The sequence below is a fragment of the Saccharopolyspora sp. 7B genome (assembly GCF_020177435.1).
In the GTDB taxonomy this organism is placed as follows: Bacteria; Actinomycetota; Actinomycetes; order Mycobacteriales; family Pseudonocardiaceae; genus Saccharopolyspora_C; species Saccharopolyspora_C gregorii.
This window is the reverse complement of the sequence record NZ_JAIUKC010000042.1, coordinates 39,535-51,953: the sequence shown is the minus strand read 5'-3', so window position 1 is coordinate 51,953 and position 12,419 is coordinate 39,535. Positions and strand designations below refer to the sequence as shown.

Below are 12,419 nucleotides of genomic sequence, written 5' to 3'. Positions count from 1 at the left end.
ATGTCAGCAACGAGAAAGCGAGATCCGGAGGGTGAAAACGTTTTCTTGACGCCACGCGAATCCGGCAAGATCCTCCGAAAGTGATCAATCGGGCACGCCCCTCCCGGGTGCCCGCGACCCCGATCCGCTTCGAGAAAGGCGTGGTTCATGACCGCAACGCCTCCCCCGCCGCACCGCGGCCGCCGGACGCTGATCGCCCTGGCGGCGATGCTCGGCCTGCTGGCGGGCGGGTCACCGGTGGCCCGAGCCGCGGACGACTCCTTCCAGCGCGGACCCGACCCGACCGACGAGAGCCTGGCGGCGCCGCTGGGCCCGTTCGACATCGCGCGGGACGTGGTGCCGCGCGGCGCCGTCGACGGCTTCGGCGGCGGCACGATCTACTACCCGACCGACACCTCCGAAGGCACCTTCGGCGCCGTGGCCGTCTCCCCCGGCTACACCGGCGACCAGTCCTCGATGGCCTGGTACGGGCCGCGGCTGGCCTCGCAGGGCTTCGTGGTGTTCACCATCGACACCCTCACGCCCACCGACCAGCCGGATTCGCGCGGGCGCCAGCTGCTCGCCGCGCTCGACCACCTGACCGCGGACTCGGCCGTGCGGGACCGCGTGGACGCCGACCGCCTCGGCGTCGTCGGCCACTCGATGGGCGGCGGCGGCTCGCTGGAGGCCGTCGTCGCCGACCCGGACCTGCGGGCCGCGATCCCGCTCACCCCGTGGCACACCAGGAAGGACTGGTCCGGCGTGCGGACCCCGACGCTGATCATCGGCGCGGAGCGGGACTCGGTGGCGCCGGTCCGCTCGCACGCGGAACCGTTCTACGAGAGCCTGCCCGGTGAACCGGACAAGGCCTACCTCGAACTGGCCGGGGCCGGGCACCTCGCGCCGAACACCGCGAACACCACGATCGCGAAGACGGGCATCGCCTGGCTCAAGCGCTTCCTCGACGAGGACACCCGCTACGAGCGGTTCCTCTGCCCGCCACCGAGCGGACCGGAGATCGCCGAGTACCGGGACACCTGCCCGATCGGCTAGCGCGGCGACGATCGCCGCCACCCCGAACGGTGCGGCGGCGATGGTCGCTCCACAGTGGACCGCCGGCGGTCCGGGCGGCGGGGGGGCCGCGCCGGTAGGTTGGCGGGGGCCGCACCGACCGACGGAACAGGGAGGACCCGCATGTCCACGCCACCGCTCCCCGACGACACGATCGCCTTGCTGCGCAAGCCGAACCCGTCGACGATCACCACCCTGCGCTCCGACGGGCAGCCCGTCTCCGCCGCCACCTGGTACCTGTGGGACGACGGCGTGGTGCTGGTGAACATGGACGAGGGGCGCAAACGGCTCGGCCACCTCCGCCGGGACCCGCGGGTCTCGCTGACGGTGCTCGACGCCGCGGACTGGTACACGCACGTCACCCTGATCGGCCGGGTCACCGAGCTGCGCGACGACCCCGGTCTGGTGGACATCGACCGGCTCGCCCAGCACTACCTCGGCAGCCCCTACCCCGACCGGGAGCGCTCCCGGGTCACCGCCGTGGTCGAGATCGACCGCTGGCACGGCTGGGGCAGCCAGAAGGACAACACCCAGGCCGGGTGACGCCTCCGCTCCCGATACTCGGGATTCGGGTGGCGGAACCTCACCGCCCGCCTTCCCACTCGTGTCGCTGGTGCTCGGGTGGCGGAACCCTCAGCGGTTGTCGCCGCCGGCAGGACGAACGACACGACGCCGGGCAGGTTCCCGGACCGGCTGCGAGGTTCCGCCGCCCCGGCAGGGCAGCACGGGCGGCGGAGGCCGGGAGCGACCGCTCAGGCCCGCCGCGTGGAGATCTCCCCGTAGTCCAGCCCGCCGTGGGTGAAGGTGGGCACCACCGGCCACTGCCGCTTCCAGTCGGCGCATTCCGAGGACGGGATGATCTGCAGCCAGCGCGCGTCGCGGGACGACCGGGAGGCCATGGTCTTCTCCTTGACCATCGAGTCGTACTGGTCCAACGAGTCCTCCAGCGTGTTGGCGTTGAGCACCACTTCCCGGTTGAAGAACCGGGCCTGCTGCTTCACCCCCGGGATCTTGGAGAGCTCGGGCTGCCAGCTGTCGGCGGCCATCCCGTTCTCGGAGGACACCCATACCCCGTCGGGCGTGTTGACCACCAGCGAGTGGTTGCCGTCGGTGTGCCCGGGCGTCCACAGCAGGCTGACGCCGACGCCGAGCTCCACGTCGCCGTCGAGCACTTCGAGGCGTTCGGCGGGCACGCCGTCCATGCCGCCGTCGACGTACCACGCCCACTGCATGGGGTGCGGGGATTCGAGGGTGGCGAGTTCCTTGCGGTGCACCAGCAGCTTCGCGCCGGGGAACAGCGGCGCGCGGGGCTCCCGCTCACCGGGGATGACCCGCTCGCTGCCCATGATCATGCGCACGTCCTGGACGTGCAGGTGGTCGAAGCTGACGTAGTCCACGTCGGAGTTGCGCAGCCCCAGCCGCGGCAGCACCTCGTCGGGGTCGTTGTAGTACTTGGCGAAGACCTTGTCGGCGAGGAAGTCGCCCGCGAGCCGCTGCAACTTCGCGTAGAACGGCGCCTCGGCCGACCCGGCCGCCACCGTCGGCTCCCACACCAGGGTCTTGAGCTCCCCGTCGAAGCCCTCGAACTGGATCACGAACATCCGGTTGATGATGGAGATCATCGGGTTGAGGGACAGGTTGTAGCCCTGGAACGCGTACCGCGACGGGTATGGGGCGGCGGCGATGTCGATGCTGCGGATCGCCCGGATCGTGCCCTGGGCGAGGAAGCGATCCCGGTAACGGGCGGCCGCCTCGCGCACCGCTTCCAGGCGGCCGCCGCGGGGCCAGACGTCGTGCACGCCCTCGAACTCGGGGATCGGGCGGACGGTGGGCGTGGCGGTCGCCGTCATCGGGTCTCCTCGTCGGTTCCGGTGAGCGCGCGGTCCTCGTACGCGCTGCGGGTGGTGCCGCCGGCGACCGCGGCGACCTGGTTCGGCACCAGGACGCGTTGCAGCCGGTAGCGGGCGGGGTCGGGCAGGACGCGGGCGAGCCAGGTCGCGAAGCCCAGCCGGCGGGGCACGCTGAGCTCGAACCGGGGCCGCCGGACGATGCGGAGCACGGCCCGGCCGACTTCGGCGGGAGCGAGCCTGCGCACCGGGCCGGTGGCGGTGCCCGCGGCGAGTTCGGTGTCGACGACGCCGGGCAGCACGAGCGAGAGGCGCACGCCGGTGCCGTGCAGCTCGGCGCGCACCGCGTCCAGGTAGCCGTGCACGGCGTGCTTGGTCGCGGCGTAGGTCGCTTCGCCCGGTGGCGCGAACTTGGAGGCGCCGGAGGCGATGGTGACGATCTGGCCGCGCCCGCGCTCGCGCATCCGCGGGGCGGCGAGCCGGACGCCGCGGATGACGCCGTGCACGTTCACCTCCAGCTGGCGGCGCACGGCGCTCTCCGGTTCCTCGTCGAAGGGGCCGACCCACATCACGCCCGCGTTGTTCACGAGCACATCGATCGGCCCCCACCGGTCGGCGACCGCGTCCAGGAAGGCCGCGAACGAGCCGGTGTCGGTGACGTCGGCGGGGAACGCGGCGAGTTCGCCGGGCAGTTCGGCGGCGGTGCGTTCGGCGGCCGCCAGGTCGCGGTCCCCGATGGCGACGCGGGCGCCGGCCGCGGCCAGCGTCCGCGCGATCTCGCGCCCGATGCCGCGGGCGCCGCCGGTGACCGCGATGATCATCCCGGCCGGTGTCCTCCGCACGTCCTCACCTCGCAGTCCGATCTGACACGACGTCGTGTCAGATCGATAAGGTAGCGGACGTCCTCCTCGCCGCGAAAGGGGCGCGATGGCGAACCAGCCGAACCCGGGCGGCCGCCGCTACGCCGGTCTCGACCCGGCCGAGCGCGCGCGGCAGCGGCGCGCCGCCCTGCTCGACGCCGCCCAGGAGCTGTTCGGCGACCGCGGCTACCAGGCGACCTCGGTCAAGCAGCTGTGCGCGCACGCCGGGCTCACCGAGCGGTACTTCTACGAGTCCTTCCGCGACCGGGAGGCCGCGCTCACCGCCGTGTACGACAAGCTCGTCGACGGGCTGCGCGGCACGACGCTGGCCGCGGTGGCCGGGCACGAGGGCTCCGCCGACATGGTGCCGCGCGGGCTGGACGCCTTCGTCGGGTTCCTGGTGGCCGACCAGCGACGCGCGCGGATCGTGCTGGTGGAAGTGGTCGGGGTGTCGGCGGCGCTGGAGGCGCGGCGGCACGCGGTGCTCACCGAGTTCGCCGAGCTGCTGGGCGAGAGGTGGCTGAGCGACGTCGAACCGGGCACGCAGCGGCGGCTGACGACGATCGCGCTCGTCGGCGCGGTCAACCACCTGCTGGTCGACTGGCTGCTGAGCGGGCGGACCCGGCGGCCGGAGGAACTGGTCCAGGCGTGCGCCGCGCTGTTCGCGGGAGCCAGGGATCGGCTCGTCGCGGACGGCTGATCGGTGCTTGCCACCACGGTATGTTGAAACGTTACACAGGCACGCGGGCGTCGGCCTGCACCCGACTGGACCAGTCCGCTGATCGAACAGGACGCGGCTGAACGCGTGCCGGGCGACTGATCGCGACGCTACGGCCGATCGACCGGCACCCGGACGGGCCTTGCCCCGGCTCCACACCTCCTCCTATCGTGCAGGCCATCGATTGAAACGTTTTACCACCGGGTGCCGCGTGCCCCGAACCTGCGCATCACCGCCGATGGACAGGAGGACCGATGGGGGTCCGATTCGGTAGCAAGACCACGACCGGCTGGCGCGCGACCATCGCCGTGGCCATGTCGAACTACATCGAAGCCGGTTCGATCATCGCGATCGCCACCAGCCTCGGGCTCTGGCAGGACCGGTTCGGGCTGGACGACCTGGCCGTCGGGCTGCTCGCCGCGCTCAGCGCGAACGCCTTCGGCGCCGCCGCCGGTGCCGCCATCGGCGGACCGCTGTGCGACCGCTACGGGCGGAAGTTCATCTACACCTACGACCTGCTGCTCTACATGCTCGGCGTGCTGATCGCGGTGTTCGCCACCTCGTTCGGGATGCTGCTGACCGCGTTCGTGCTCACTGGCATCGCCGTCGGCGCCGGGGTCACCGCCTCCTGGACCTACATCGCCGAGGAGGCGCCGCCCGACCGGCGGGCCGCGCACGTCGGCGCCGCGCAGCTCGCCTGGTCGATCGGGCCGACGCTCGGCTACCTGCTCGCCGTCGTCGTCGCCCCGCTCGGGCTGCTCGGCAGCCGGTTGATCTTCCTGCACCTGTTCGTCGTCGCCGCGGTCACCTGGTGGGTGCGGCGCGGCCTCGCCGAATCGACGGTGTGGCGCAACCGCACCGCCGAATCCGGGCAGGTCACCTTCGCCGGCAGCCTGCGCGGCCTGTTCACCCGGCGGACGAACCTGCTGGCGATGCTGTTCCTGTTCGGCGTGTACGCGCTCTGGAACGGGGTCGCCGGGCAGGCCGGGATCTTCCAGCCGCGGATGTACGAGGCCGTCGGGCTCACCTCCGCCACCGAGCAGTACCTGCTGCAGGTGCTGGTGTGGGGCTGCACCAGCGCGGCCACCTACTTCGGGTTCATGCTGCTCGCCGACCGGGTCAGCCGGCGGTGGTTGTACTGCGCGGGCGCCGCGCTGGGCGTGCTCGCCTGGGCCGCGCTGATCTACGCGCCCGCGGGCACCGCCACCCTGCTGTTCTTCGCCGTCGGCTGGGGCGTGTCCTCCGGCATCGGGGCGCAGGCGTTCTACGGGCTCTGGGCCAGCGAGCTGTTCGCGACCCGCTACCGGGCCAGCGCGCAGGGCGTGCTGTTCCTCGCCGCCCGCGTGCTGGTCGGACTGCTCAGCGTCGGATTCCCCGCGCTGCTCACCCAGATCGGGCTGCGCGGGCTCGGCACCCTCATCCTCGGGCTGCTGCTCGGCTCGCTGCTGATCGGCACCGTCTGGGTGCCGCGCACCCAGGGCAAGAGCCTGGAGCAGATCGAGCGAGAGCGGTACGGCTCCGGGACCACCGGCGGCGCGGTGGTGGCGCCGTGACCCGCGTCTGCTTCCAGCTGCAGGTCGACCCGGACCGGATCGACGAGTACCTGCGCAGGCACGCCGCGGTGTGGCCGGAGATGCTGCGCGAACTGGCGGCCTCCGGGCGGCGGAACTACTCGCTGTTCCTGCGGCCCGACGGGCTGCTGATCGGCTACTACGAGACCGACTCGGTCGCCGACTCCGACGCCCACCTCGCCGCCTCCCCCGTCGCCGCCCGCTGGGAGCGGTACATGGCCGACCTGTTCGTCGGCGACGGCGGTCGCGCGGACCAGAACGCCACCGCGCTGCCCGAGGTCTTCCACCTGGCGGACCAGCTCGCACAGCACGAAGGAGCACAGCAATGACCACCACGTTCCAGGCGATCGTCCCCACCCTGGAGCGGCAGGCGATCGAACTGCCGAGCTGGGCCTTCGGCAACTCCGGAACCCGGTTCAAGGTGTTCGGCACCCCCGGTACGCCGCGCACCCCGCAGGAGAAGATCGCCGACGCCGCCAAGGTGCACGAGCTCACCGGCCTCGCCCCCGCCGTCGCGCTGCACGTCCCGTGGGACGCGGTGGACGACTTCGCCGCGCTCGGCGCGCACGCGGACGGGCTCGGGGTGCGGCTGGGCACGATCAACTCGAACACGTTCCAGGACGCCGACTACAAGTTCGGCAGCCTCACCCACGTCGACGCCGCGGTGCGGCGCAAGGCGATCGACCACCACCTGCGCTGCATCGAGATCATGCACGAGACCGGGTCCACCGACCTGAAGATCTGGCTCGCCGACGGCACCAACTATCCGGGACAGGGTTCGCTGCGGTCCCGGCAGGACCGGCTCGCCGACTCGCTCGCCGAGATCTACGCGGCGCTCGGCGAGCACCAGCGGCTCGTGCTGGAGTACAAGTTCTTCGAACCGGCCTTCTACCACACCGACGTCCCCGACTGGGGAACCTCGTTCGTGCAGGTCAGCGCGCTCGGCGAGCGGGCCTTCACCTGCCTGGACACCGGGCACCACGCGCCGGGCACCAACATCGAGTTCATCGTGATGCAGCTGCTGCGGCTGGGGAAGCTCGGGTCGTTCGACTTCAACTCGCGGTTCTACGCCGACGACGACCTCATCGTCGGTGCCGCCGACCCGTTCCAGCTGTTCCGGATCCTGCACGAGGTGGTGGCCGGCGGTGGGCTGGACGAGGGCTCGCCGGTGCGCTTCATGCTCGACCAGTGCCACAACGTGGAGGAGAAGATCCCCGGCCAGATCCGCTCGGTGCTCAACGTGCAGGAGATGACGGCCCGCGCGCTGCTGGTGGACCGCGCGGCGCTGGCGACGGCGCAGCAGGAGCACGACGTGCTCGGCGCCAACGACGTGCTGATGGACGCCTTCCACACCGATGTCCGGCCCGCGCTGGCCGAGTGGCGCGCCGCCCGCGGGCTGCCCGCCGACCCGCTGCGCGCCTACGCCGAATCCGGCCACCAGCGGGTGCTCGCCGAACAGCGCACCGGCGGCGCGCAGGCCGGGTGGGGCGCCTGATGCCCGCCCGAGGAGAGGAGACCATGCCGAACCGCACCGTCCACGACCTGATCGCGCGCAGCAACCGGCTGGGCGCCGACCCGCGCAACACCAACTACGCCGGCGGCAACACCTCCGCCAAGGGCCGCGACGTCGACCCCGTCACCGGGCAGGAGGTGGACCTGATGTGGGTGAAGGGCTCCGGCGGCGACCTGGGCACCCTCACCGAGCAGGGGCTGGCGGTGCTGCGGCTCGACCGGCTGCGCGCGCTGTCCGCGGTCTACCCCGGACCGGACCGGGAGGACGAGATGGTCGCCGCGTTCGACCACGTGCTGCACGGCAGGGGCGGTGCCGCGCCGTCCATCGACACCGCGATGCACGGCCTCGTCGACGCCTGCCACGTGGACCACCTGCACCCGGACAGCGGCATCGCGATCGCCACCGCCGCCGACGGGCCGCGGCTGACCGAGGAGATCTTCGGCGACCGGGTGGTGTGGGTGCCGTGGCGGCGGCCCGGCTGGCAGCTCGGCGAGGACATCGCCGAGATCCGGCGCACCCACCCGCGGGCCGTCGGCACCGTCCTCGGCGGGCACGGCATCACCGCGTGGGGCGGCACCGCCGAGGAGTGCGAGCGGAACTCGCGGTGGATCATCGACACCGCCGCCGAGCACATCGCCGAGCACGGCAGGCCCGAGCCGTTCGGCGCGGTCCTCGACGGGTACGCACCGCTGCCCGCCGCGGAGCGCCGGGCCAGGGCAGCGGCGCTCGCCCCCGTGCTGCGCGGGCTGGTCAGCACCGACCGGCGGCAGGTGGGTCGCTTCACCGACGGGCCCGAGGTGCTGGAATTCCTGTCCCGCGCGGAACATCCGCGGCTGGCGGCGCTCGGCACCAGCTGCCCGGACCACTTCCTGCGCACCAAGGTCGCGCCGCTGGTGCTGGACCTGCCCGCGACCGCGACCGTCGAGGAATCGGTGGCGCGGCTGCGGGAGCTGCACGAGCGGTACCGCGCGGACTACGCGGCCTACTACCGGCGGCACGCCACCCCGGACTCACCGCCGATGCGCGGTGCCGATCCGGCGATCGTGCTCGTGCCCGGCGTGGGCATGTTCAGCTACGGCGCCGACGCGCAGACCGCCCGGGTGGCGGGCGAGTTCTACGTGAACGCGATCAACGTGATGCGCGGGGCGGAGGCGCTGTCCACCTACTCCCCCATCGAGGAGGCGGAGAAGTTCCGCATCGAGTACTGGGAGCTGGAGGAGGCGAAGCTGCGGCGGCGGCCCGCGCCGAAACCGCTCGCCACGAAGGTCGCGCTGGTCACCGGGGCGGCCTCCGGCATCGGCAAGGCCACCGCCGCCCGCCTCGCCCGCGACGGCGCCACCGTGGTGCTCGCCGACCTCGACGCCGCGAAGGCCCGGGAGGCCGCGGCCGAACTCGGGTCCGCCGACGTGGCGATCGGCGTCGGCGCCGACGTCACCGACGAGGACGCGGTGCGCGCCGCCGTGGACGCGGCGGTGCTCGCGTACGGCGGGCTCGACGTGGTGGTCAACAACGCCGGCCTGTCGCTGTCGAAACCGCTGCTGGAGACCACCGCCGCCGACTGGGACCTGCAGCACGACGTGATGGCGAAGGGCTCGTTCCTGGTCAGCAAGGCGGCCGCGCGGGTGCTGATCGACCAGGGGCTCGGCGGCGACGTCGTGTACGTCGTGTCGAAGAACGGGGTGTTCGCCGGGCCGAACAACATCGCCTACTCGGCGACCAAGGCGGACCAGGCGCACCAGGTGCGGCTGCTGGCGGCCGAGCTCGGCGGGCACGGTGTCCGCGTCAACGGCGTCAACCCGGACGGTGTGGTGCGCGGCAGCGGGATCTTCGCCGGTGGCTGGGGCGCGCAGCGGGCCCAGGTGTACGGCGTCGCCGAGGAGGACCTGGGCGAGTTCTACGCCCAGCGCACCCTGCTCAAGCGCGAGGTGCTGCCCGAGCACGTGGCGAACGCGGTGTTCGCGCTGCTCGGTGGCGACCTCAGCCACACCACCGGGCTGCACGTGCCGGTGGACGCCGGGGTCGCCGCGGCGTTCCTGCGATGAGCGGCACCGTCGCCGCCGTCGACCTCGGCGCCACCAGCGGGCGGGTCGTGCTCGGGCACGCCGGGCCGGGCGAGCTGTGGATGCGCGAGCTCGCCCGGTTCCCGAACGGGCCGGTGCGGGTGCGCGGGTCGCTGCACTGGAACGTGCTGGAGCTGCACCGGCAGGTGTGCGCGGCCCTGGAGCTGGCGGCGCACGAAGCGGATCCGGTGAGCGTCGGCATCGACTCGTGGGCGGTGGACTACGCGCTGCTGCGCGGCGGCCGGATGCTCGGGACGCCGCACCACTACCGGGACGAGCGCACCAAAGCCGCCGTGGCCGACGTGCACTCGGTGATCGGGCCGGCGGAGCTGTACGAGGTCAACGGGTTGCAGCACCTGCCGTTCAACACGATCTTCCAGCTGGCCGCGGACCGGCGCAGCGGGCTGCTGGCGGCGGCCGAGCGGATGCTGCTGCTGCCGGACCTGCTGGCGTACTGGCTGACCGGCGAGCAGGTCGCCGAACGCACCAACGCCTCCACCACGGGGCTGCTGGACGTGCGCACCGCCGAGTGGTCGGAGTCGCTGGCGGCGCGCCTCGGCCACGACCGCGGGCTGCTGCCGCCGCTGGTGTCGCCGGGTGAGCGGATCGGTGCGCTCGACACCGGCGTGCCGGTCACCGCGGTCGGGTCGCACGACACCGCCTCCGCGGTGGTCGCGGTGCCCGCCCGGGACGAGTCGTTCGCCTACATCTCCTGCGGGACGTGGTCGCTGGTCGGCGTCGAGCTGGAGCGCCCGCTGCTGTCGGAGGCGGGCCGGGCCGCGAACTTCACCAACGAGCTCGGCGTCGACGGGCGGATCCGGTACCTGCACAACGTGATGGGCCTGTGGCTGCTCACCGAATGCGTCGCGGAGTGGGAGCGCACCGGACCGGCCGTGGACCTGCCCGCGCTGCTGGCGGCGGCCGCCGAGGTGCCGCCGGTGGCCGAGTTCGACGCGGACGACCCGCGGTTCCTCGCGCCCGGCGACATGCCCGCGCGCATCACCGCGTGGCTGACCGAGCACGACCGGCCGGTTCCCCGCGACCGCGCCGAGTTCACCCGGTGCATCCTGGAGAGCCTCGCGTCCGCGTACGCGGAATCCGTGGCGCGGCTGGAGATCCTCACCGGACGCGCGCTGTCCGCGGTGCACGTCGTCGGCGGCGGGGCGCGGAACGAGCTGCTGTGCCGGTTGACCGCCGAACGCACCGGCCGGCCGGTCGTCGCCGGGCCGGTCGAGGCCACCGCCCTCGGCAACGTCCTCGTGCAGGCCCGCGCCGCCGGGCTGCTGACCGGTGGCCTGGAATCGCTCCGGGCGCTGGTCCGGTCGACCGCGGAACCCCGCACCTACCGGCCCGGTGAGGTCAGAGCGCGCTGATCCGCGTCCCGTCCACTTCGGGCAGCGCGTCGATGACGCTGCGCAGGTGCTCGCGCATCGCCTGCTCGGCCGCCACCGGGTCGCCCGCGCAGATGGCGTCGACGATCGCCAGGTGCTGCGGCAGCGACACGCCGGGGCGGCCGGGGTGCAGCGCGAGGCGGAACTGGTGGCGCACGTTCTGCCCGCGCAGCCTGCTGAGCACCTCGTGCGCCGTGCGCTGCCCGCTGACGCGCAGGACCAGGGAGTGCAGCCGCTTGTTCAGCTCCGAGTAACCCCACACGTCGCCGCCGGCGACCGCGGCCCGCATCTGGTCGGCGATCTCGCGCAGCTCGGCCTTGTCGTCGTCGGTGGCGCGTTCGGCGGCGCGTGCCGCGCACAGGCCTTCGACGACCATCCGCACCTCGGTGATCTCGATGGCCTCGTCGAGCGGCACGGCGCGCACCCGGGCGCCGCGGTTCTGCACGCGTTCCACGAGGCCTTCGGTGGCCAGCTGCACCAGCGCGTTGCGGACCGCGCCGCGACCCGCGTCGAACTGCTCGGAGAGCTCGGCCTCCACCAGGCGCTGGTTGGGCGCGAAGTCGCCGCGGGTGATCGCGTCCCGGATCTCGTCGACCACCGCCGACCGCCCGGAGTCGCGCTTCGCTGTCGTCACTGGCCTACCCCGTACCGATGATTGCGAACAATTTTGTCCACCGAGTCTAACCGCCGGCCTCGGAGCGCTGCCGCGAGGAGCGCGGACCGCGGAACCGGATGGTCAGACTCGCCAGCGCCATCATCGCCGCGCCGAACAGGCCGGTGACCGCGAACGCGGTGAAACCGAGGTCGGCGCGGCCCGCGGCGAGCAGCGCACCGCCGAGCCACGGCCCGAAGACCGCGCCGAAGCGCCCCATCCCGGCCACCCAGCCCAGCGCGGTGTCCCGGTCGCCCGCGTCGTGGTGGGTGCCGACGGCCGCGTAGACCATGCTCTGCCCGCTGAACAGCAGGAGCCCGGCGAAGAACACCACGACGTAGAGCACCGCCACCGGCAGGTGCACGCCCAGCAGGTGCACGAACACCGCGGTCAGCGCGAACCAGGCGACCACGATCCGCCGTGCCCCGACCAGGTCGGCGAGCCGGCCGGCCACGACCATGCCGCCGATGCCGCCGACGTTGAGCGCGGTGGAGAACAGCAGCGCGTCACCGGTCTCGTAGCCGAGGTCACCCATGATCTTCGGCAGCCACTGCCCCACCCCGTACACCAGCATCAGCCCGGCGAAGGAGGTGAGCCAGAACAGCAGCGTCACCGGCCACCGCCCGCCGCGGAACAGCGCCCGCAGGCCCGCCCAGCGGTGCGGGGGGGGCCGGGGGGGGGGGGGGGGGGGGGGGGGGGGGGGGGGGGGGGGGGGCGGGGGGCGGGGCGGGGGGGGGCGGGCCCCCGGCGGGGGCGG

The 12,419-nt window shown here is 73.1% G+C and carries 12 protein-coding genes (1 of these 12 running past the window's edge); 8 read left to right on the top strand and 4 right to left on the bottom strand.

Annotated features, from left to right (window positions below; genetic code table 11):
• The first annotated feature begins 147 nt into the window (after positions 1 to 147).
• Both LCD33_RS08415 and LCD33_RS08410 read left to right on the top strand, forming a co-directional pair.
• Entirely contained in the window at positions 148 to 1,032 is an 885-nt protein-coding gene (locus LCD33_RS08415) for an alpha/beta hydrolase (protein WP_224967014.1), read from the top strand.
• Between the two features lie 141 nt (positions 1,033 to 1,173).
• Positions 1,174 to 1,593, top strand: a complete 420-nt coding sequence (locus tag LCD33_RS08410; protein WP_224955734.1) for a PPOX class F420-dependent oxidoreductase — start codon at positions 1,174 to 1,176, stop codon at positions 1,591 to 1,593.
• Between the two features lie 209 nt (positions 1,594 to 1,802).
• On the opposite strand, the gene LCD33_RS08405 is transcribed toward LCD33_RS08410, so the two are convergent.
• Both LCD33_RS08405 and LCD33_RS08400 read right to left on the bottom strand, forming a co-directional pair.
• A complete protein-coding gene (locus tag LCD33_RS08405; protein ID WP_224967015.1) occupies positions 1,803 to 2,900 on the bottom strand; it encodes a hypothetical protein in 1,098 nt (365 codons plus the stop codon).
• The gene (locus LCD33_RS08400) at positions 2,897 to 3,739 is read right to left on the bottom strand and encodes an SDR family oxidoreductase (RefSeq protein WP_224955736.1); all 843 of its coding nucleotides are present in this window, start codon (positions 3,737 to 3,739) and stop codon (positions 2,897 to 2,899) included. The genes LCD33_RS08405 and LCD33_RS08400 overlap by 4 nt, the downstream gene beginning before the upstream one ends.
• 85 nt (positions 3,740 to 3,824) lie before the next feature.
• On the opposite strand from LCD33_RS08400, the gene LCD33_RS08395 reads away from it, so the two are divergent.
• From LCD33_RS08395 to LCD33_RS08370, 6 genes are all read left to right on the top strand, one after another.
• Positions 3,825 to 4,457: a TetR/AcrR family transcriptional regulator gene (locus tag LCD33_RS08395; protein ID WP_224955737.1), complete on the top strand. Its 633-nt coding sequence runs from the start codon at positions 3,825 to 3,827 to the stop codon at positions 4,455 to 4,457.
• A 272-nt stretch (positions 4,458 to 4,729) separates the two neighbouring features.
• A complete protein-coding gene (locus LCD33_RS08390) occupies positions 4,730 to 6,028 on the top strand; it encodes an MFS transporter (protein ID WP_224967017.1) in 1,299 nt (432 codons plus the stop codon).
• Entirely contained in the window at positions 6,025 to 6,375 is a 351-nt protein-coding gene (locus LCD33_RS08385; protein ID WP_224955739.1) for an L-rhamnose mutarotase, read from the top strand. The genes LCD33_RS08390 and LCD33_RS08385 overlap by 4 nt, the downstream gene beginning before the upstream one ends.
• Positions 6,372 to 7,541, top strand: a complete 1,170-nt coding sequence (gene rhaI, locus LCD33_RS08380) for an L-rhamnose isomerase (RefSeq protein ID WP_224967018.1) — start codon at positions 6,372 to 6,374, stop codon at positions 7,539 to 7,541. The genes LCD33_RS08385 and rhaI overlap by 4 nt, the downstream gene beginning before the upstream one ends.
• A 23-nt stretch (positions 7,542 to 7,564) precedes the next feature.
• Entirely contained in the window at positions 7,565 to 9,601 is a 2,037-nt protein-coding gene (locus LCD33_RS08375; protein WP_224955741.1) for a bifunctional aldolase/short-chain dehydrogenase, read from the top strand.
• Positions 9,598 to 10,992: a rhamnulokinase family protein gene (locus tag LCD33_RS08370; RefSeq protein WP_224967019.1), complete on the top strand. Its 1,395-nt coding sequence runs from the start codon at positions 9,598 to 9,600 to the stop codon at positions 10,990 to 10,992. The genes LCD33_RS08375 and LCD33_RS08370 overlap by 4 nt, the downstream gene beginning before the upstream one ends.
• Here the strand turns inward: LCD33_RS08370 and LCD33_RS08365 are convergent.
• Both LCD33_RS08365 and LCD33_RS08360 read right to left on the bottom strand, forming a co-directional pair.
• A complete protein-coding gene (locus LCD33_RS08365) occupies positions 10,979 to 11,644 on the bottom strand; it encodes a GntR family transcriptional regulator (protein WP_224955743.1) in 666 nt (221 codons plus the stop codon). The two genes, LCD33_RS08370 and LCD33_RS08365, sit on opposite strands and share 14 nt — an antisense overlap.
• A 46-nt stretch (positions 11,645 to 11,690) precedes the next feature.
• Positions 11,691 to 12,419, bottom strand: the 3' portion of a protein-coding gene (locus LCD33_RS08360; protein WP_224977697.1) for an MFS transporter. 813 nt of this gene lie beyond the right edge of the window; the window shows 729 of its 1,542 coding nt (coding positions 814-1,542); the start codon falls outside the window, past its right edge — the gene reads right to left on this strand; the stop codon is at positions 11,691 to 11,693.